The 19,902-nt window shown below is 39.6% G+C and carries 21 protein-coding genes; 11 read left to right on the top strand and 10 right to left on the bottom strand.

Annotation, left to right across the window (positions count from 1 at the left end; genetic code table 11):
* Positions 1-42: 42 nt before the first annotated feature.
* The gene (locus AB6N04_RS09800; protein WP_369311870.1) at positions 43-624 is read right to left on the bottom strand and encodes a TetR/AcrR family transcriptional regulator; all 582 of its coding nucleotides are present in this window, start codon (positions 622-624) and stop codon (positions 43-45) included.
* Positions 621-1,157: a dihydrofolate reductase family protein gene (locus AB6N04_RS09795; RefSeq protein ID WP_369311868.1), complete on the bottom strand. Its 537-nt coding sequence runs from the start codon at positions 1,155-1,157 to the stop codon at positions 621-623. Before AB6N04_RS09795 ends, AB6N04_RS09800 begins: the two co-directional genes overlap by 4 nt.
* 724 nt (positions 1,158-1,881) lie before the next feature.
* Between AB6N04_RS09795 and fdnG the strand changes: the two genes are divergently transcribed.
* From fdnG to AB6N04_RS09765, 6 genes are all read left to right on the top strand, one after another.
* On the top strand, positions 1,882-4,929 hold the full coding sequence (gene fdnG / locus AB6N04_RS09790; RefSeq protein ID WP_369311866.1) for a formate dehydrogenase-N subunit alpha: 3,048 nt from the start codon (positions 1,882-1,884) through the stop codon (positions 4,927-4,929).
* 10 nt (positions 4,930-4,939) lie between these two features.
* On the top strand, positions 4,940-5,827 hold the full coding sequence (gene fdxH / locus AB6N04_RS09785) for a formate dehydrogenase subunit beta (RefSeq protein ID WP_369311864.1): 888 nt from the start codon (positions 4,940-4,942) through the stop codon (positions 5,825-5,827).
* A complete protein-coding gene (fdnI, locus tag AB6N04_RS09780; protein ID WP_369311862.1) occupies positions 5,820-6,476 on the top strand; it encodes a formate dehydrogenase-N subunit gamma in 657 nt (218 codons plus the stop codon). The genes fdxH and fdnI overlap by 8 nt, the downstream gene beginning before the upstream one ends.
* Positions 6,477-6,722: 246 nt before the next feature.
* Positions 6,723-7,463: a hypothetical protein gene (locus AB6N04_RS09775; protein WP_369311860.1), complete on the top strand. Its 741-nt coding sequence runs from the start codon at positions 6,723-6,725 to the stop codon at positions 7,461-7,463.
* Positions 7,464-7,619: 156 nt separating this feature from the next.
* On the top strand, positions 7,620-8,618 hold the full coding sequence (locus tag AB6N04_RS09770) for a hypothetical protein (RefSeq protein WP_369311858.1): 999 nt from the start codon (positions 7,620-7,622) through the stop codon (positions 8,616-8,618).
* Positions 8,619-8,630: 12 nt separating this feature from the next.
* Complete coding sequence (locus AB6N04_RS09765) at positions 8,631-8,900, top strand: PAAR domain-containing protein (RefSeq protein ID WP_369311856.1); 270 nt, start codon at positions 8,631-8,633, stop codon at positions 8,898-8,900.
* A 249-nt stretch (positions 8,901-9,149) separates the two neighbouring features.
* Here AB6N04_RS09765 and AB6N04_RS09760 read toward each other — a convergent pair whose 3' ends face one another.
* On the bottom strand, positions 9,150-9,623 hold the full coding sequence (locus AB6N04_RS09760) for a type VI secretion system baseplate subunit TssF (RefSeq protein ID WP_369311854.1): 474 nt from the start codon (positions 9,621-9,623) through the stop codon (positions 9,150-9,152).
* 155 nt (positions 9,624-9,778) lie between these two features.
* On the opposite strand from AB6N04_RS09760, the gene AB6N04_RS09755 reads away from it, so the two are divergent.
* The 3 genes from AB6N04_RS09755 (at position 9,779) to AB6N04_RS09745 (ending at position 12,163) form a co-directional block, all read left to right on the top strand.
* Entirely contained in the window at positions 9,779-10,798 is a 1,020-nt protein-coding gene (locus AB6N04_RS09755) for a hypothetical protein (protein WP_369311852.1), read from the top strand.
* A gap of 12 nt (positions 10,799-10,810) precedes the next feature.
* The gene (locus AB6N04_RS09750) at positions 10,811-10,987 is read left to right on the top strand and encodes a PAAR domain-containing protein (RefSeq protein WP_369311850.1); all 177 of its coding nucleotides are present in this window, start codon (positions 10,811-10,813) and stop codon (positions 10,985-10,987) included.
* A gap of 717 nt (positions 10,988-11,704) precedes the next feature.
* A complete protein-coding gene (locus tag AB6N04_RS09745; RefSeq protein WP_369311848.1) occupies positions 11,705-12,163 on the top strand; it encodes a YbaK/EbsC family protein in 459 nt (152 codons plus the stop codon).
* Here the strand turns inward: AB6N04_RS09745 and AB6N04_RS09740 are convergent.
* The gene (locus AB6N04_RS09740; RefSeq protein ID WP_369311846.1) at positions 12,158-12,709 is read right to left on the bottom strand and encodes a GNAT family N-acetyltransferase; all 552 of its coding nucleotides are present in this window, start codon (positions 12,707-12,709) and stop codon (positions 12,158-12,160) included. The genes AB6N04_RS09745 and AB6N04_RS09740 overlap by 6 nt on opposite strands.
* A gap of 2 nt (positions 12,710-12,711) precedes the next feature.
* Positions 12,712-13,155 (bottom strand): acetyltransferase, encoded by a 444-nt coding sequence (locus tag AB6N04_RS09735; protein WP_369311844.1) that lies wholly within the window; start codon positions 13,153-13,155, stop codon positions 12,712-12,714.
* 196 nt (positions 13,156-13,351) lie between these two features.
* On the opposite strand from AB6N04_RS09735, the gene agp reads away from it, so the two are divergent.
* Together agp and AB6N04_RS09725 are read left to right on the top strand one after the other, a co-directional pair.
* Positions 13,352-14,605 carry a bifunctional glucose-1-phosphatase/inositol phosphatase gene (gene agp, locus AB6N04_RS09730; RefSeq protein ID WP_369311842.1) on the top strand — a complete coding sequence of 418 codons (1,254 nt, stop codon included), beginning with the start codon at positions 13,352-13,354 and terminating at the stop codon, positions 14,603-14,605.
* 114 nt (positions 14,606-14,719) lie between these two features.
* Positions 14,720-15,190, top strand: a complete 471-nt coding sequence (locus AB6N04_RS09725; RefSeq protein ID WP_369311840.1) for a GNAT family N-acetyltransferase — start codon at positions 14,720-14,722, stop codon at positions 15,188-15,190.
* A gap of 196 nt (positions 15,191-15,386) precedes the next feature.
* Here AB6N04_RS09725 and AB6N04_RS09720 read toward each other — a convergent pair whose 3' ends face one another.
* From AB6N04_RS09720 to AB6N04_RS09700, 5 genes are all read right to left on the bottom strand, one after another.
* Positions 15,387-15,824, bottom strand: a complete 438-nt coding sequence (locus tag AB6N04_RS09720) for a universal stress protein (protein WP_369311838.1) — start codon at positions 15,822-15,824, stop codon at positions 15,387-15,389.
* Between the two features lie 212 nt (positions 15,825-16,036).
* Entirely contained in the window at positions 16,037-16,606 is a 570-nt protein-coding gene (locus AB6N04_RS09715; RefSeq protein ID WP_369311836.1) for a tetratricopeptide repeat protein, read from the bottom strand.
* A 594-nt stretch (positions 16,607-17,200) separates the two neighbouring features.
* The gene (locus AB6N04_RS09710) at positions 17,201-17,608 is read right to left on the bottom strand and encodes an acyl-CoA thioesterase (protein ID WP_042847983.1); all 408 of its coding nucleotides are present in this window, start codon (positions 17,606-17,608) and stop codon (positions 17,201-17,203) included.
* Positions 17,609-17,814: 206 nt separating this feature from the next.
* Entirely contained in the window at positions 17,815-18,171 is a 357-nt protein-coding gene (locus tag AB6N04_RS09705; RefSeq protein WP_369311834.1) for a hypothetical protein, read from the bottom strand.
* Positions 18,172-18,438: 267 nt separating this feature from the next.
* The gene (locus AB6N04_RS09700; RefSeq protein WP_369311832.1) at positions 18,439-19,857 is read right to left on the bottom strand and encodes an NAD(P)/FAD-dependent oxidoreductase; all 1,419 of its coding nucleotides are present in this window, start codon (positions 19,855-19,857) and stop codon (positions 18,439-18,441) included.
* Between the last annotated feature and the right edge of the window lie 45 nt (positions 19,858-19,902).

The raw sequence follows: 19,902 nt of genomic DNA, 5'->3' as shown, positions 1-19,902 counted from the left end.
TTTATGAGTAGATTAAATTTAGCCTCAGAATGTTAGCGAGAATTATGGTTGAAGGCTACTTACTGCATTGTTTAAGAGCATTTTTAATGCGTTGATATAATTTTCGCTGGATGGCTTATCAATATTTCTCTCATTATGATGTAAGTTTGATGACGCTAAAGCTTCACCATGGGTGTAGTCAACCAAAATATGAGCCCACTGAGTTGCTTGGTTTTTGGTTAGCCCTAGCTTATTTAATAAATGGATTAACTCTTCGGTTATACGAGTGGCGTGCTCGGGAAACAATGAGGGAGCACTAAAAATAGCTAAGGTGATTTGTGGGTAATAGATCACCTTTTCACGATAGCGAAGTAAAAGGTTTTCTATTTTGGGCTGGATGCCCGTTATATCAGATACATGAATATCGTGATAAAGGGTATTACCAATGGCTTTAATTAGTGCATTTTTATCGGCAAAATAATGGTAAAGAGCCATCGGTGTGATGGCCATTTCCTTCGCAATTAACCGCATAGATAATTGCTCAATACCTTTTTCATCTAATATTGCTATCGCTTTTGCAATAATATTTTCAGGTGAAATGCTGTTTTGCTGTGCTTTAGGTCTTCCAGGTTTGCGCTTTATCATTTTATGATCTCGTAATGAGATTGGATGAATCCGGATTGAAAACTTTTTGTATTCAAATGCTTGAGTGAAATATCCTGTGGCACAGGACCAAATAGTGGGCGACCTTCACCTAATAAAATAGGAATTTGTGTAATGATAAGATCATGGATCAGCCCGCGTTTTAAAAAGGACTGAATGACTTGCCCGCCATCAATGTAAACACGTTTATATCCCTGCGCTGCCAACATCGCCATCACTTTTTCGGGTTCATGATTGGAAAAGCGCACCTTGCCAACGAGATGTTCGGGAACAGTATGTGCGGCGAGGGTTGATGAAAGGACGACTACGGGTCGTTGATAGGGCCAAGGTGTAAAGTCACAAACCGTTTCAAATGTCCCTCGTCCCATGATGATCACATCAATATTATTGATGAAGCTATCATAGCCATGATTTTCATCAGGCAGATCTAGCTGTAAAAGCCATTCAATATCGCCATTTTTGCGTGCAATATAGCCGTCTAAGCTGGTTGCGATAAATACGTGTCCCGTGATCACTGTAATACCTCTGCATTTAATTATACAGTGTATAATAATTTAAAAGTAAAAGAATGCAAGGTAATATAGTGAAGTTGTTATGGTTTTATTAGGTTAATGGTGGTCTTTTCTTATGCGATACCACTATCGTGAATGGGGCAGAAGGTTCATCAGCGTTTATGGTAGGTTATAGAAACAGTTATATATTTTTGTGTGTGTTTAGACGTTTTTATGTGATATCGCGATGTTAGCTACGCCTAATTTTTGCTGTCTAAGCGGTGATTTTCCTCATTTGTTTTACCCATTTCCAGATGAATATCATTAATGTTGGTTACGGTAAATTAAACTAAAATATGAAAGTAAAAGATAAGAGTATTTTGCTTAATTATCTTATTTTTTAGAATGTAAAAAAAGTTTATGGGTATATTGTTTTTGGTGATATTTGAGAGCTGTTTTTTAGATAATAAATATATTTCACCCTATCTTAAATGTTAAATTTTTATATTTTTATCTTAAATTGTTATTTTTTTAAACGTCAAAAATTGCTGATTTTTCAGAATGTAACAATTGATTCAAATCAATTTAACAATAAATACTCTATAGGGGGTAAATTTAATTGTTGTTTAACTACTCAGTTAATATTAATTAAACTTTTATTTTCACTTTAATTGATTTTAGGCAATATCTAATCATATTAGGCTGCTATTCTCTCACCGATTTATACAAAAAATATAAAGAGGTAGCAATGAACGTTAGTCGCAGAAAGTTTTTTAAAATCTGTGCTGGCGGGATGGCAGGTACAACTGTAGCTGCGTTAGGTTTTATGCCTGGAATGGCAATAGCTAATGTACGTGAATATAAATTACTACGCTCCAAAGAGACGCGTAATACTTGTACTTACTGTTCTGTCGGTTGTGGATTATTAATATATAGTATGGGCGATGGCGCTATGAACGCCAAATCGGCGATCTTCCATGTTGAAGGAGACTCCGACCATCCTGTGAACCGTGGGGCGTTATGTCCAAAAGGGGCTGGCCTACTGGATTACATCCACAGTGAAAATCGTTTACGTTACCCTGAATACAGAGCACCAGGCTCCGATAAGTGGGAACGCATTAGTTGGGACGATGCTTTCACGCGTATTGCGCGATTAATGAAAGATGACCGCGATGCAAACTTCATTGAAAAAAATGAACAAGGAACGACGGTAAACCGTTGGTTATCAACAGGGATGTTATGTGCATCCGCTGCTAGTAACGAAACGGGAATGTTGACTCAAAAATTCGCACGATCGCTAGGTATGCTGGCGGTTGATAACCAAGCGCGTGTCTGACACGGACCAACGGTAGCAAGTCTTGCTCCAACATTTGGTCGCGGTGCGATGACCAACCACTGGGTTGATATTAAAAATGCGGATGTTATCGTCGTAATGGGGGGTAACGCTGCGGAAGCTCACCCTGTTGGGTTCCGCTGGGCGCTTGAAGCAAAAAATAATAATGATGCAACACTGATTGTTATCGATCCTCGCTTTACGCGTACCGCATCAGTCGCAGATCATTATGTGCCAATTCGTTCGGGTACCGATATTACTTTCTTATCGGGCGTTTTACTGTATCTGATTGAAAACAATAAAATCAATGCGGAATATGTTCAGAACTACACCAATGCGGCATTAATTGTCAGAGATGATTTTGACTTTGAAGATGGCCTATTTAGTGGTTATAACGCTGATAAACGTAGTTACGACAAAACCAGCTGGAACTATAAATTTGATGAAAATGGCCATGCATTGCGGGATGACACATTACAAAACCCTCGTTGTGTGTGGAATTTACTGCGTAAACATGTTTCACGCTATACGCCTGAGATGGTTGAAAAAATTTGTGGTACATCTCAAGCCGATTTCCTAAAAGTGTGTGAGATCCTCGCAACCACCAGTGCCTCGGATAAAGCAGGGACATTCCTGTATGCATTAGGCTGGACACAACATACGGTTGGTGCGCAAAACATTCGTACCATGGCGATGATCCAATTACTGCTTGGTAATATGGGCGTGGCCGGTGGTGGTGTTAACGCATTACGTGGTCACTCCAATATACAAGGTTTGACGGACTTAGGTCTGTTATCCACGAGCTTGCCTGGTTACCTGACTCTACCGTCAGAAAAACACGTCACAATAGATAATTATCTGGCGGCGAATACGCCAAAAGCGACATTGCCAAATCAGGTAAACTATTGGAGTAATTACCCGAAATTTTTCGTCAGTTTGATGAAATCGTTCTACGGTGATTCTGCGCAAGCAGAAAATCAGTGGGGTTTCGATTGGTTACCTAAGTGGGATCAAGCTTATGATGTGATGAAGTACTTTGACATGATGAGCCGTAACGAAGTAACCGGTTATATCTGCCAAGGTTTTAACCCCGTAGCCTCTTTCCCAGACAAAAATAAAGTGGTTAGCTGCTTGAGCAAGCTGAAATATTTAGTGGTTGTTGACCCACTGGTCACAGAAACCGCGAATTTTTGGCAAAATCACGGTGAGATGAATGATGTGGATACCGCTTCGATTCAAACCGAAGTATTCCGGCTCCCATCTACGTGTTTTGCTGAAGAAGACGGTTCAATCGCTAATTCAGGTCGTTGGTTGCAATGGCACTGGCAAGCCGCTGATGCACCCGGTGAGGCGCGAAATGACGGTCAAATATTAACGGGTATTTTATATAAAATCCGCGAACTGTATGAAAAAGAAGGCGGTCAAGGCCAAGAACCACTGATGCAGATGAAATGGAATTACAAACAGCAATTCCACCCTGAATCTGAAGAAGTGGCGAAAGAGAATAACGGTATCGCACTGGCCGATCTCTACGATGCGGATGGTAATCTTCAAGCGAAAAAAGGTGAATTACTCAGCTCTTTTGCGTTGCTGCGTGATGATGGTACAACGGCTTCGTCTTGCTGGATTTATACGGGTTGCTGGACTGAAAAAGGTAACCAGATGGCGAACCGCGATAACAGCGATCCATCCGGTATCGGGAATACATTAGGTTGGGCATGGGCATGGCCTTTGAACCGCCGAGTGATTTATAACCGAGCATCCTGTGATACCAAGGGTAAACCTTGGAACAAAGACCGTGTACTGATCGAATGGAACGGTAAAAAATGGGTCGGTAATGACATTCCTGACTTTAACGCCTCCGCGCCAGAAGTAGGAACAGGTCCATTTATTATGCAACCTGAAGGTTTAGGTCGTTTATTTGCTATCGATAAGATGGCAGAAGGGCCATTCCCTGAGCATTATGAACCGTTTGAAACACCATTAGGCACCAACCCATTACATCCAAATGTGGTATCTAACCCTGCTGCGCGAATTTTTGATGAAGACAAAAAACGTCTTGGCGATCATAAAGATTTCCCTTATGTAGGAACGACTTACCGTTTAACGGAGCACTTCCATACGTGGACAAAACACGCGCGTTTAAACGCCATTGCTCAGCCAGAGCAATTTGTGGAAATCAGCGAAACCTTAGCAAAAGCCAAGGGCATTGCGCTGGGAGATAAAGTCAAAGTCAGTAGTAAACGTGGCTTTATCAAAGCGGTTGCAGTGGTAACACCACGATTACAAACCCTGATGGTTGATGGTAAGCCGATTGAAACGGTAGGACTACCAATTCACTGGGGCTTTGAAGGCGCAACGCAAAAAGGTTTCATTACCAATACGTTAACGCCATCGGTGGGCGATGCTAACTCTCAGACTCCTGAGTATAAGGCATTCTTAGTTAACATTGAGAAGGCGTAAGGGAGGGAACATGTCCATGCAATCTCAAGACATTATTAAACGTTCCGCGACCAATAGCATTACGCCTCCGCCGCAAGTGCGTGATGATAAGCTGGAAGTGTGTAAGCTTATTGATGTGTCATCTTGTATCGGCTGTAAAGCTTGTCAGGTGGCGTGTTCTGAGTGGAATGATATCCGTGACGAAGCCGGGCATTGCGTTGGGGTTTATGATAACCCAACGGACTTAAGCGCAAAATCGTGGACGGTGATGCGTTTTAGCGAAACTACTGAAATGGGTAAGCTAGAGTGGCTGATCCGTAAAGATGGTTGTATGCACTGTACCGATCCGGGCTGTTTAAAATCCTGCCCATCTGCGGGTGCGATCATTCAGTACGCTAATGGTATTGTGGATTTTCAATCAGAGCACTGTATTGGTTGTGGTTACTGTATTGCCGGGTGCCCATTTAATATTCCTCGATTAAATCCGAAAGATAATCGTGTGTATAAATGTACGCTATGTGTTGATAGGGTCAGTGTCGGTCAAGAACCTGCCTGCGTGAAAACTTGCCCAACAGGCGCAATTCGTTTTGGTACTAAAAAAGAGATGTTGGAGTACGGTGCTGAGCGCGTGACGAAACTGAAAAATCGCGGTTATGCTCAAGCTGGTATTTACGACCCTGAAGGTGTGGGTGGAACACACGTGGTTTATGTGCTTCATCATGCTGACAAACCTCAGCTTTATCACGGGCTACCTAAAGATCCACAAATTGATACCCCAATTAGTTTATGGAAAGGCGTCCTGAAACCACTTTCTGCAATTGGCTTTATTGCAACCTTTGCGGGGTTAATTTTCCATTATGTGGGAATTGGACCGAACAAAGAAGTGAGTGATGAGGAGGAGGGCGATAACCATGAGTAAAAAAAGCAAAATGATTGTACGGACAAAATTTATTGACCGTGCTTGCCACTGGACTGTGGTCATCAGCTTCTTCTTGGTAGCGTTGTCAGGTATTGCACTGTTTTTCCCAACACTGAAATGGTTGACGGAAACTTTTGGTACGCCACAAATGGGACGTATTCTTCACCCGTTCTTTGGCGTGTTGATTTTCGTCGTGCTGATGTTCATGTTTGTTCGCTTTGTGAAACATAATATTCCAGATAAAAAAGATTTACCTTGGATCAAAAATATTGTGGAAGTCCTTAAAGGCAACGAGCACGAAGTGGCGGATGTGGGCAAATATAATGCAGGTCAAAAAATGATGTTCTGGAGCATTATGAGTATGATTTTTGTACTCTTAGTGACTGGGATTATCATTTGGCGTCCTTACTTTGCTGATATGTTCCCAATGTGGATGATCCGCTGGAGTCTGCTGATCCATGCAACCGCTGCAATTATTTTAATTCATGCAATCTTAATCCATATGTACATGGCATTTTGGGTTAAAGGCTCGATTAAAGGCATGATCGAAGGCAAAGTCAGCCGTCGCTGGGCGAAGAAACATCACCCGCGTTGGTATCGTGAGGTAGAAGCGAAAGAAGCCAAAGGGGAAGCGGAAAGTAAAGAATAACTTTTCCTGAATAAACGAATAATATCAAGCCACCACATAGGGAATTGAATATGTGGTGGCTTTTTTATTCTGTTTATCTTTGCAACTGATTTTTACAGCTAAAAAAGGTCAAAAAATAATCCTCAAAATGGATAAATGTATCCATCGTACTGACTGACGACGATTTGAATCAAATATTGTCTTTAAACGCTGTCCTCCGGGTTCGATTAAAGTACCTTTCACTCATTTGATGACTTGTCGGGCATATTGAAAGTCAGTCAAATTATTAATGATATCGAAACAAAATTGTTATATCAGCAAAAAGGCAAGTTGACCCCATTCGCCGATAAATATCCTATTTTCTCTTTTGATTTTTCAGATATCGAGATTGGATTAACCTTCTTTATGGAAAATGTGACTCAGCGTGATTCAGCTCGATTAGTTTGCGCATTAGAAGGGAAGCCTTTTTGGGGCGGGTCATTTAAAATTAATGTTTTGCAGGTACTTGCGCTTTATGGCGGGAAAGCCTTAAGCAGTGGTATAAGTAAGTTACGTGAAGCGCTAGAAGAAAGGAAAAAAGGTAAAGATAAATTCAGTGCGGGTATTGATATTACTTTTTCTTTTGCTGTTCACTGTTTTGTGGGGATGGCTCAAACTCCCGACAAGCAACAAGAGTTTGCAATTGATGGCGATAATAAGTTTGAGGTAGGCTTTGAAGCAGATGCGGGTGCTTATATCAAAGCCAATGTCCTTTTTTTAGAGGCGTGTTTTGAATTTCATCTACGATTCGAAACAAAAGGCGCGCTTGCTTTAGATGCCCATGATGATGGAATAGACTTAGTACTTTGCCATGATGGCATTGTGCTGAAATTTCAATTTACGGCGGATGTTTCTATTTTAGGAGGAGATGATGATGCCGTTTATGAAGGTGCACCTCTTGAAGCTGAATGGACTATTTATCAGTTTGCAGATCCCCCTAGTACTTACCGAGTCGGATATTCGTTTTAATTTAACAGGGCAAGCTAGAAAAGTACCTGAAAGACAACGGCCAGAACTAGCCACGCTTACTTCAGCAGTCAATGCCGTACCGACATCCATAGCAGGCGCGGCTATAAAAAATACTTTTGAAAAAGGTTAATGATGAAACTAAGCAACTTACTGTGTATGACGACAATCTTAATGTTAGGAAATATCCCTATAAGTTATGCCGATGATAATGACTTTCTTATTCGCACTTCTGTCGATATGAAATACGCATTTTGTGATGTTAAAACCAATGGGGTAAGTGGAACGAATAATCGCTCAGGGCTTGTGAGTGGCGGATTAGGCTTTGGTACGACGAGCACAAACTCGATGATAATGATGCGTAATGGTGAGAATACTATTAGCATTGAGATGGCATCACCAAATTGGTTTTCAACTAAAGAGGTACCAAAAGATAAGATCAATCAATTTAATCCGAATGCAAAATGTGAGATTACGGTCAATAAAATAACGGATAATGGCGAGATTATTCCATTAACAACCTTACTAGTTAAAATTAATGAAAAAGGTGAGCCAGAAGCGTATCAAGGTGATGCTCTGGACAGGCAAGTAGAAAAAAAAGTGATTAAAGCCCCGAATACAGAAAAAGTGCATCAGAATAAAATACGACAAAATATTCGGCCAAATAAATACCCACGCGATATGACTGTATTCCAATTTAATAAAAAAATAAGTATGGCGGGGTTACCAGAATGGGAATGGGTGAACGCTGAAAGGTACCAAGATACCCCAGAACAACGCAAACTGTTACAAGCCGCATATTTAGAACTCTGGACTGCATTTAATCAAAAAGATTTATCAAAAATAAAACACATATTGGCTCCTTCACTAAAAACTTGGGCAGAAACAACGGGAGGGACAATTCATGAACAATTTGAATCTCGTGAATTCGCAGAAAAATTTAAGCAAAAAGAATTTACAATGATCCCGCTTAATTGGGATAACTTTGAGCCTTTAATTATGAATGATGGAAAAATGGTGAGGTTAGTTTATAAAGAAGATTTTGATTACTCACCTATATCATATAGTCATATTAATAGTACTACCAATAGAACGTTTGTCGGATTTTATTCTCCTATATTTTCCTTAGTAAATGGAAAATTCATTCCAGTCATATAGTCAGGTACCATTATGCCAACAATTATTCTTATTGGTGATTCCGATACAGGCCATGGAAGACATGGCCCAACCCAAGTGATTACAGGTTCATCAACGGTAAAAGTCGATGGTAAGGCAGTTGCTCGGCAAGGGGATGCTTTAGCGCCTCACGGCGGACATCCAAGAACCATCGTTGGTGGTTCAAGTCGTGTATTTATTGATGGTAAGGCCGCAGCTCGAATGGGGGATGCTGTCAGCTGTGGTGGCGTGTTAATTGGTAATTCATCGGTAAAGATTGGTTAGGAAATACGATGTTCTGATGCAGAATAACTAAGCGCACGGATACCATCTAGTATTAGAGAAAGTAAAATCAGGAGATAATCCACATATCAATGTTAAACATTATGTGGTCAAGCATCTTCATTGATTTTAGAGCTTGGTGATAGTTAATCATCCAAAACGTCAAGATACAAGTGATCAACTAAAACGTACCACGTAATCAGCAAGAGACGCGATTGCGTGCCGAGTTATTTGTTTAGGTTTTGGTATGCTTTAATTAGTTGGCTTATTAAGAGGAATAATTAAAACATCGATTTGTGTCCTTTTAAGGGGCAGGGGATAAATGCCACATTGTTTTTTCTCGTCATTCAGTGTCACAGTTATCTCTAATAACATATTTTCGGATAGGCAAAATGGAAAAAAGTGATAGAGGTGAGTGGTAAATACAAAGGTTTCACCTTCACTTTTATATTGAGCATTATCAAGTAGTAGAGATAGAGATAAACATCGGTAGGGTTTCCCTTTTAATCTATGGTCATATAAATATGTTTTTAGCTCAATGAGTCCTGACAATAATCGCTCACATCTTCGTGTCATTTGCCTATCAGTATTTCGATAGAGAATATAATCAGCAATTAAGTGTTTTACGCTTTTTAACGACATTACCATTGGGGCATTAGCACTGTAATGGGATAGTAATTGCCAAAAACGGTGGTTATCAACGATGGGAGGGTAGCAAGGTGACAATAATGTGATATTTCCTGTTTTAATTTAGCGGGGCAAGTTAGAAAAGTACCTGAAAGACAACGACCGGAACTAGCCAAACTTACTTCAGCAGTCAATGCGGTACCGACATCCATAGCAGGCGCGGCTATAAAAAATACTTTTGAAAAAGGTTAATAATGAAACTAAGCAACTTACTGTGTATGACGACAATCTTAATGTTAGGAAATATCCCTATAAGTTATGCCGATGATAATGACTTTCTTATTCGCACTTCTGTCGATATGAAATACGCATTTTGTGATGTTAAAACCAATGGGGTAAGTGGAACGAATAATCGTTCAGGGCTTGTGAGTGGCGGATTAGGCTTTGGTACGACGAGCACAAACTCGATGATAATGATGCGTAATGGTGAGAATACTATTAGCATTGAGATGGCATCACCAAATTGGTTTTCAACTAAAGAGGTACCAAAAGATAAACTCAATCAATTTAATCCGAATGCAAAATGTGAAATTACGATCAATAAAATAACAGATAATGGTGAGATTATTCCATTAACAACGCTACTGGTTAAAATTAATGAAAAAGGTGAGCCAGAAGCGTATCAAGGTGATGCTCTGGATAGGCAAGTAGAAAAAAAAGTGATTAAAGCCCCCAATACAGAAAAAGTGCATCAGAATAGAATACGCCAGAATATTCGAACAAATGAATATCCTCATGATATGACTGTATTCCAATTTAATAAAAAGATAAGTGTAACGGGATTACCAGAATGGGAATGGGTGAACGCTGAAAGGTACCAAGATACCCCAGAACAACGCAAACTGTTACAAGCCGCATATTTAGAACTCTGGACTGCATTTAATCAAAAAGATTTATCGAAAATAAAACACATATTGGCTCCTTCACTAAAAACTTGGGCGGAAACAACAGGAGGAACGATTGACGAACAATTCGAATCACGTGAAATAGCAACTGATTTTAATCAGAAGGCATTCGCAATGATCCCAATTACTTGGGATAATTTTGTTCCTTTAGTGATGAATGATGGGAAAATGGTAAAGTTGGTTTATAAAGAAGATTTTGATTACTCACCTATTTCATATAGCTATTTTAACGATGCAAATAGAAAAATTATTGGAGTTCATTCCCCAATTTTTTCCTTAGTAAATGGAAAATTCATTCCAGTCATATAGTCAGGTACCATTATGCCAACAATTATTCTTATTGGTGACTCTGATACAGGCCATGGAAAACATGGCCCAACCCAAGTGATTACAGGTTTATCAACAGTAAAAGTCGATGGTAAGGCCGCAGCTCGAACGGGGAATGCTGTCAGCTGTGGTGGCGTGTTAATTGGTAATTCATCGGTAAAGATTGGTTAGAAAATACGATGTTCTGATGCAGAATAACTAAGTGCACGGATACCAGGTAGTATTAGAGAAAGTAAAATCAGGGGATAATCCACATATCAATGTTAAACATTATGTGGTCAAACATCTTCATTGATTTTAGAGCTTGGTGATAGTTAATCATCCAAAACGTCAAGATACAAGTGATCAACTAAAACGTACCACGTAATCAGCAAGAGACGCGATTACGTGCCGAGTTATTTGTTTAGGTTTTGGTATGCTTTAATTTAGTTGGCTTATTAAGAGAAATAATTAAAGCATACAGTAAATATTGGCTAATTTGCGCCGTTGAATCACGAATAGGAAAGGTTCAAATATGCAAATAACACCTATTATTTTGCTATCATTGCAACCTTCTTTCTTATTAACAGGTTATGGTGAAATTATGATTATTTTTTGTTGGTTAATCCCTACTTAATGCAAAAAATGATAGAACTAAGTGTACTGATTAGTTGGATAAGACTCTGGAGATAGGGGTTGTAGTTAGAGGAATATATCACTCGAATAAGTGTGAGCGTCCGTGCTTAATGCAGCTTATACTAAAGTTACGTATGATTAGCGAACGTTTTGTGGGTGAACACGTATAAAATTTTTAGTTGATAGGAAAATGTAATGCCATCACCTACAAACTATATAATGGTAAAGATGACGCAATAAAATTAACTTGCAAACAACGATAACGAGAAAAAAATGAGTATTGAATCTGTTAGAGCGTATTTTTTACAACATGCCCCTGATATTCAAATTATTGAAACCGATAGTCCGACGGCAACCGTTGAACAGGCAGCGATTGTCCATAATGTTGAACCCAATCAAATTGCCAAGACATTGTCACTAAAAGTGAAAAATGAGGTTGTTCTGGTGGTTTGCGCTGGGGAAGCGCGACTCGATAACCAAAAGGTCAAACAAGCATTAGGCTCTAAGGCAAGAATGCTACGTGCTGATGAAGTGGTGGCGTGGACAAGCCATCCCGTTGGCGGTGTATGCCCATTTGGTATACCGCATGAGCTTAGGGTTTATTGTGATGTATCGTTGCAACAATATACGGAGGTGCTTCCCGCAGCAGGATCAGTAAATAGTGCAGTGCGTATTTCACCAAACCGTATGGCTGAACTGACAAATGCACAGTGGATTGATATTTGTTTATAAATAGTCACTCGCTTTAATGCGATATAGCACATGCTCTTGTAACCAATGACCGTCAGGGAGTGCAGGGTGATAAAAGGTATTAGGTTGTTTTATCATTCCAATGCGCTTCATCACTGATTCCGATGGAATATTGGGCACGGCAGTAAATGCGACTATCTCTTTCAGTTTTAATTGTGTAAAAGCCAACTGGATAACGGCGTTAGCTCCTTCAGAGGCAAAGCCTTGGTGCCAATAGTCAGGAAGCAAGCGCCAGCCAATTTCAACGCAAGGGGAAAAAGGTAGGTTAGTGGCAGGGATATTTAAACCAATAAAGCCAATGAATGCTTTGGTATCTTTTAAATCTACAGCCCATAAGCCCCAACCACCTTGTTGGGTAAATTTATTGATGATGGTATCTAAAAATTGTTGGCTTTGCTGTTGATCCAATGTGGCAGGAAAATAGCGCATCACGTTAGGAGCACTATTTAGCGCATAAAAAGCGTCGTTATCTTCTGCTTGCCACCCACGAAGGCGCAATCGCGGGGTTTCTATCTCAATAATGTTCACGGTTATTGTTCTGTGCTTAAACGCATATGCAAGAGAGGGAATGGGTTTCCTTCACCATCCAATTCAGAACGTCCGTATTGAACAAAACCCATATGTTGATAAAAACCTACGGCTTGTGGGTTTTGTTCATTGACATCAAGTTCAGTGACACCCAATTGCTCAATGGCATATTGGAGGAGTTTTTTCCCTGTACCTTGTCCGCGGTTTTCTGGGGCGATAAATAGCATTTCAAGGCGATTTTCAGCACAACCAAGGAAACCCACCATTTTCCCTGTGTCATCAAAGGCGACAAAAACTGCTAAATTTGGCAAATAAAGTTGCTTGATGGCCACTTTAAGTTCGTCAATTTTTTCATCAGATAAAAAATCGTGGGTAGCTCTTACAGATGCTTCCCAAACGCGAATTATTTCATCGTCATGTGCACGAGTGGCGGTTTGAACTATCATTATATTGTCTCCTAAAAACAGTGCTGCAATCTTAAATTGCCACCTTGTAATGTCAATCGATGTTTTTAGTTTTAGTTAAGGTTAGTTTTGAGATATTAATCTCAGAAAAAAAAGTCAGCTTCGTCATTATTAGATAAGTCAAATATTGAGGCGGTATACGTCTTTTCACTTTTCCATTTTCGGTAGGGGTATCTTAATGAAATATAAAGTGTTAACACTATGTTTATCTGCGGCATTGTTCGCACCGATCGCACCAACCATGGCAAGTACAGACACTCAAGGTGATATGGTCTTAGACCAAGTTTTAGTCCTTAGCCGCCACAATTTACGAACACCGATTGTTAATACCGGTATTCTGACCGAAGTGACTGATAAAAAATGGCCTGCATGGGATGCAAAAAGCGGTTATCTCACGACGAAAGGTGGGGCGCTAGAAGTGTATATGGGGCATTATTTTAGAGAATGGATTGATCAAAATAAGTTACTTGCTGATGAGTTGTGTCCAACCAGCAATGAAGATATATATTTGTATACCAATAGCTTACAAAGAACGATCGCGACTGCTCAATTTTTTGCGGCGGGGGCATTCCCTGGCTGTAAAGTGAATATTCATCATCAGCCTGAAATTGGTAAAATGGATCCCGTATTTAACCCCATTATTACCAACGATTCCCCTGAGTTTAAACAAAAAGCCCTCGCGGCAATGGATGAGTATCTTAATGGTTTATCACTAAAAGCGGGGTATGAAGAGCTTGATACGGTGTTGAATATTAAAGATTCTCAAAAATGCAAAACAGATAAATTGTGTAATTTAGATAGCGAAAAAAACAGCTTTATTATTGAAGCGAATAAGGAGCCGGGTGTCAGTGGCCCATTAAAAATCGCCAACTCCGCAGTAGATGCTATCGACCTGCAATATTATGAAGGTTTTCCCGCTGATCAAGTTGCATGGGGGCTGGTGGATTCCCCAGAAAAATGGCAGAAATTAAATACGCTAAAAAATGCGTATCAAGAAACTTTATTTACACCAAAAATTATCGCTAAAAACGTGGCTCATCCAATTCTCAATTATATTGATAAAGGTTTTGTTTCAGTAGATAAAGGAGAGAGCGCCAAATTTATTTTTTTAGTGGGGCATGATTCCAATATTGCCTCATTAATGTCAGCGATGGATTTTAAACCATATCAGTTAGCGCAACAGTATGAGCACACACCGATTGGTGGAAAACTGGTATTCCAGCGTTGGACAGACAAACAGGCAAAGAAAGATTTCATGAAAGTGGAATATGTTTATCAAACGGCAGATCAACTAAGGGATAATGCCTACTTATCCCTTGAGACACCACCCAAACATGTCACTTTAGAGCTAAAAGGTTGCCCAATTGATAAAAACGGCTATTGCTCATGGGAAGATTTCCAAAAAGTGATGGAAAAAGCGCTACAACAATAAGTATTTAATTGCCATTTTTCAGGCCCATTGACGGTAACGTTAAATGGGCTTTTTTTGTTGAAATTTAACAGCATCTACCTACAATTCCTTCATCATATTTTATTGAGTTTTAATATGCCTATTCAATTTTTAAGATTATATCAAATATCGACCACAGACATTATCGCCCTGAATACTCACCCGTTGGTTTTGAAACATATGCCCCTTGGTGATACACAATTTGATGAAGTTTATTGCAAAAATTGGATTGCGGGTAAAGAACAGCACTGGCAACAATACGGCTATGGTGTTTGGGCGTTTGTTATTGACGGAAGCTTTGCCGGTTGGGGAGGGGTACAAAACGAAAAGGGGGATGCTGATTTAGCGCTTGTTCTGCATCCAGATTTTTGGGGAAAAGGTCAGCGGATTGCGAAACAAATGATCCAAGAAGCATTTAAGACATTGAACGTGGATTCCCTTACCATTCATTTACCATTAACTAGGAGCAAGTTGGCAGCATTACGACGCTATGGATTTGTTGAAGAAGCGATAGTCGATTTTGATGGTGTGTTGTTTAAACGCTTTAGGCTAAAAAATAGCCAGTAAAAAGATGAAAAAAACCCTGCGATAAAAGCAGGGCGTGAAAGTCACGAAAATGTTTATGAGTATCTAATCTACCGCAATTCTGTATGAAATAGTCTTATAATGTGTATGGCTTTATTGTTTTTTGTAACAATCATTAAGCTCAAACGTTTCATTAGTAAAATAAGATAAGACCACTACTAATTGCAAATAGGTTAGCTTATCTCACAACTAATACACTGGTTTTCGCATAACGTACAACGGAGGCCGCATTTGAACCTAATAAATAGGTTGTCATACTCGGGCGACGTGAACCCAGTAAGATTATATCGGCATTAATGTCCTCAGCAGAGGCTAAAATTTCATCTTTAACCGAACCGACACTCGCTTTCACATGAATTTTATCGGCAGGGATAGAGAACAATTTAATTTTCTCTTTTAGCTCTTCAAGAATAATTTCCGCCTGTTTTTCATTGTCAGGAAAATCGCCTGGTAGGATGGTGCCACCATAACGTAGGTAATTAGAAATAGGTGCGGCGACAGCAAGGAAATGAACATTTGCATTATTCAATTTTTGCAAAGAATTAACATGTGGAACTAACATATTGGTTAGTGCATCTTCGGTTACGTCGATCGGAACTAAAATTGTATTGTACATAATTTCTCCTTTTTTCTTTTATATTATAAGTTTAGAACATTATCATACATTTTGATATTGATTGTTAATATTAGATAGCTGCCGATGGGTTAGGAATAGGTTATCAGCAGATAGTCGCAATCGGATATTTAGTAAAGAATAAATGACTAGACGGGCATTTTTCAGTTTTGAAAATACCCGTCATATCAACAATGGAGTAGGGGGAGGGAATATTATTTCTTTGGACAAGCTTCTTTGATGCCTGCTTTACAGGCTTGCGCGAAGTAATCCGCTGCGGCTTTATCATCGATTTCTGTTCCTTCACCGCTTTCAAGCATTTTTCCAAGCTGGTATTGCGCGGGAGGAAATTTTTTATCTGCGGATTTTTTGAACCATTCAAACGCAGTAATATAGTTTTGTTTCACACCAATGCCTTGGTAATAAAACTGCCCCATATAATTTTGCGCCTCAACATTTCCTTTATTCGCTGATTTTTCAAATAACTCCATGGCAGTTTCGAGGTTTTGCTCCACACCGTTACCATTTAGGTACATATCCCCTAAAAATAGTTGAGCATCAGAGTTACCTTTGTTGGCGGCCATCGTAAGCCATTTTTTGGCTTTACCATAGTCTTGTTTCAGCTCATTGCCCAGATAATAGCCTATTCCAAGCATCACTTGAGCTTTAATATCGCCTTTTTGCGCTTCTTGCTCAATGCGTTTGATAGTTTCTTTGGGAACCGCAGCAATACTGAGGTTGATAGAAAAAATAAAGACAAAAATAAGTGAAAGAATTCTAAGCATGGTTGTATTTCTTATGTTATCAATGTTTATTACTATTATTTATAGGCCATAAAATTAATTTTTGCACATTAAGTATTGTACCTGCCTAACGGCTTTAAGCATAGGTATAATGCCATTACGGTGATTTAGCGTTTGAATTAATAACTATTTTTGCTAAGGCTTTACACCTCTTTAGGGTAATTGGTACAGTGAAATACTGTACGTCCATAATTAATAAATTACAATATTTATTCGTAATTCCCCTTTTTGGTGAGGAGGTTTAGTCTGAAAGTGAAATTTCCTATGTGATTGTTGTAACAAGGTATTAATGTTTTTTTATTTTTCTTATCAAGTGTTTCTAATTATGATGGTTGTATTTATATGTATTTTATAAATAACATATGAAAATTGGTTTATTGTTATAATCACGTTTGGTGAATTATGCCAAAAATACGCAAAATTCAAATGAAAAATAGATTTATTGCTAAGGTTTGGGGGCTTACACAATAAAGAAATAAGTAATGAAAGCTGTTTAGATAAAATAAAGTGTGAATAAAAAAGCGCTCCACACTTTATTTACACCAAAAAGGTGGTTGTTTTAAAATTTTTTAAATACTACTCGCCAAATAATGGTGTTGGTTTTCCGTTATCATCGATTGCTACAAAGTTAAACTGCCCATGGATAACTTCTTCGCGACCTTCTGAATACATATCCTCTAAAAAAATGGAGACATTGACCGTTAAGCTTGTTCGACCCACTCTGATCACTTTCCCCACGAGTTCGACAATCGTGCCTGACGGGATTGGGTGGGTAAAATTAATTTTTTCTGTGGATACGGTCACTAAACGTTTTCGGCTAAAGCGCGTTGCAGTGATAAAAGAGACCTCATCCATCCATGCTAAAGCAGTACCACCAAATAAGGTGCTATGGTGGTTAGTTGTAGTAGGGAAGACGACTTTAGAAACGCGCGAAATGGATTGTTCAATTTTTTGTGCGATGACATCATCAGCGATGGAACTCATGGTTTGGCCTTACAGTTATTACTTGTGTATTAATAATGTTAAAGCTAAGTGTAATACTCATCATAAATAATTACAGCAATAAATGAGAAGTGAATCGTTCCAGTCGGGATGGTTATTGGTAATAGCGCACATTTTGCTATGGTGATGACAAAATGGTATTAATCCACATTGATAAAATGTGGATTAATATGAATAAAATTAGAGAGTTAGTTGTCTAAATACTCAGCACTCATGCGAATGGCTTTTGCATTATCACCACTTTTTACACAAGATACCAAAAAGGCTTTGGATTCCGCCCAAATAGTGGCAGAAAAATCTTTCCCATCAACGTCTTGTTCGATAGTAATCGGGTAATTTTCAACGCCATCTAACCATTCCTTTAAGCCAGATTTACAGGTATCAAAATCCTCTTTCGCTATCGTACCATCTAATATCGGCGTTGCAATTTGAGGTTTTTTCCCAGAAGCAATCATATTTTCAACTTGTTCTATCGTGTATTGTTTCTGGGCCATTACGCCGAAACTCACTAACGAAATCATCATTCCTAATAATAATTTTTTCATAATCACTCCATTTGATTTAAGTCGTGAATGCTAAAGGATTGATGAATAACAAGCAAGGAAAACCCTCCTGATTGGAGGGTTCAGACTGCTGACAAACTAACATGTTTGGTGGCAGGTTGGATAGGTTATTGAAAATAAACAAGGAAAATCAATATGTTGATTTTCGCCCGATAACACAAAGTGGGAAAAACCACGCTTTTTCCCGCTTTGTCAACAACCTCAACCCTCCTGATTGGAGGGTTTTTGTGAGCGCAGTGGATAGAAAAATCAGCTGAATCTATACAGGCTAAATGGTTTGACATTCAGCAGTGGTTCTTTGCCTAAGAGCAAATCGGCCGTTAATTCAGACGATACTGGGCTTTCTGTCATGCCCCAACCCGTAGCGGTATTAATAACCAGACCAGGGTATTCATTAACTTGAGAAATAATTGGGTGCTCATCCGGTGCGATGGCCATTGCACCACTCCATTGATCAATCAGTTTTGAGTCTTTAAACGCAGGGAATTCGGTTTTTAATTTCTCAAATGATGCATTTAGCTCTGGCAGATCAGGTAATGCGGTCATATTTCGGTATTTTTCAAATGGTGAAACTTCATCCAGTTTCCAACTGGTTGGCTCAGTGAATGAGTTAATTAGCTGCTCATTTAATGAAATATGTACGGGAAAGTCAGGCATAGAGAGTAATGGGATATATTTATAACCGTAAACAAAGGAATCTTTTACCACTGGCGCAACAATAACACGTGGTGAAGTCGCATATGTCCCATCGGCTTGTTCACGGAAGAAAATATTACCCGGTAATGCCACATTACCCCCAGGTGCAGTTGGCGAACCTGTGATCAACTGTTGGGACTGGTAAGCGGGTAATGTTGGCACATCTACCCCTAAATTCTGCATAAATAGGCGAGACCAAACGCCCCCAGCAACAACCACGCGAGAGGTTTTGATAGCCCCTTTTTCAGTGACAACATCGGAAATAGCGCCACCTTGTGTTTCTAACCCTCTAGCTGCGCAGTTGGTATAAATTTTGATACCCAGTTTTTTGGCGTACTCTGCCATCACGAAAGTGGCAATTTCAGCATCTAAACTGCCAGAATCTTCTTCGAAACCAGCGATAGTCCATTTAGATTGCGCACCTTTTAGGCGTTGATTTAACTCTTCTCCTTCAATGATACGGGTTTTGAATGGGATATCGGAACCCACATTTTTGCTGGTGGTGGCAATCCACTCTCTTACGTTGACTAAATCTTCTTCATCCAGCGGAACTTCCACGCGACCTTGTGTACGGTAGCTAGTGTCAGCGCCTACTTTGGCGTTCATTTCTCTCCAGCGGTGTTTTCCAAGGTGGTGCAGTAAGAAGGTTTCCTCTGGCATTTTGTAGGTGATCACTTGGCCGTAGAATCGGGAAGATTGTTCACCAGCAATATTCCCTTTTTCTACGATGACAACGTCTAAGCCACGACCAACTAGTTCGATGGCAGTCATAATCCCTAAAATTCCAGCACCAATAACAACGACGTCCGCTTGTTGTGGAAGAGCTCCTTCAGTCCCAGCAACGAAGCCATGTCTTGGCTTACCAGGGACAAAGCGACCTTCACGCGTTAGCATTGGCGTTAAAATTCCAGCACCGGCGGCCACAGCGACAACGGCACCGCCAATAAGAAATTTTCTTCTAGTAATAGCCATGTATAGAGTTCCTTATATTGAATGAGTTTTTAACAGTTAATCAAA

It is taken from the genome of Providencia rettgeri (assembly GCF_041075285.1).
Taxonomy (GTDB): Bacteria; Pseudomonadota; Gammaproteobacteria; order Enterobacterales; family Enterobacteriaceae; genus Providencia; species Providencia rettgeri_G.
Note: the sequence above shows the minus strand (reverse complement) of the source record. Positions and strands in the feature narration are given on the sequence as shown.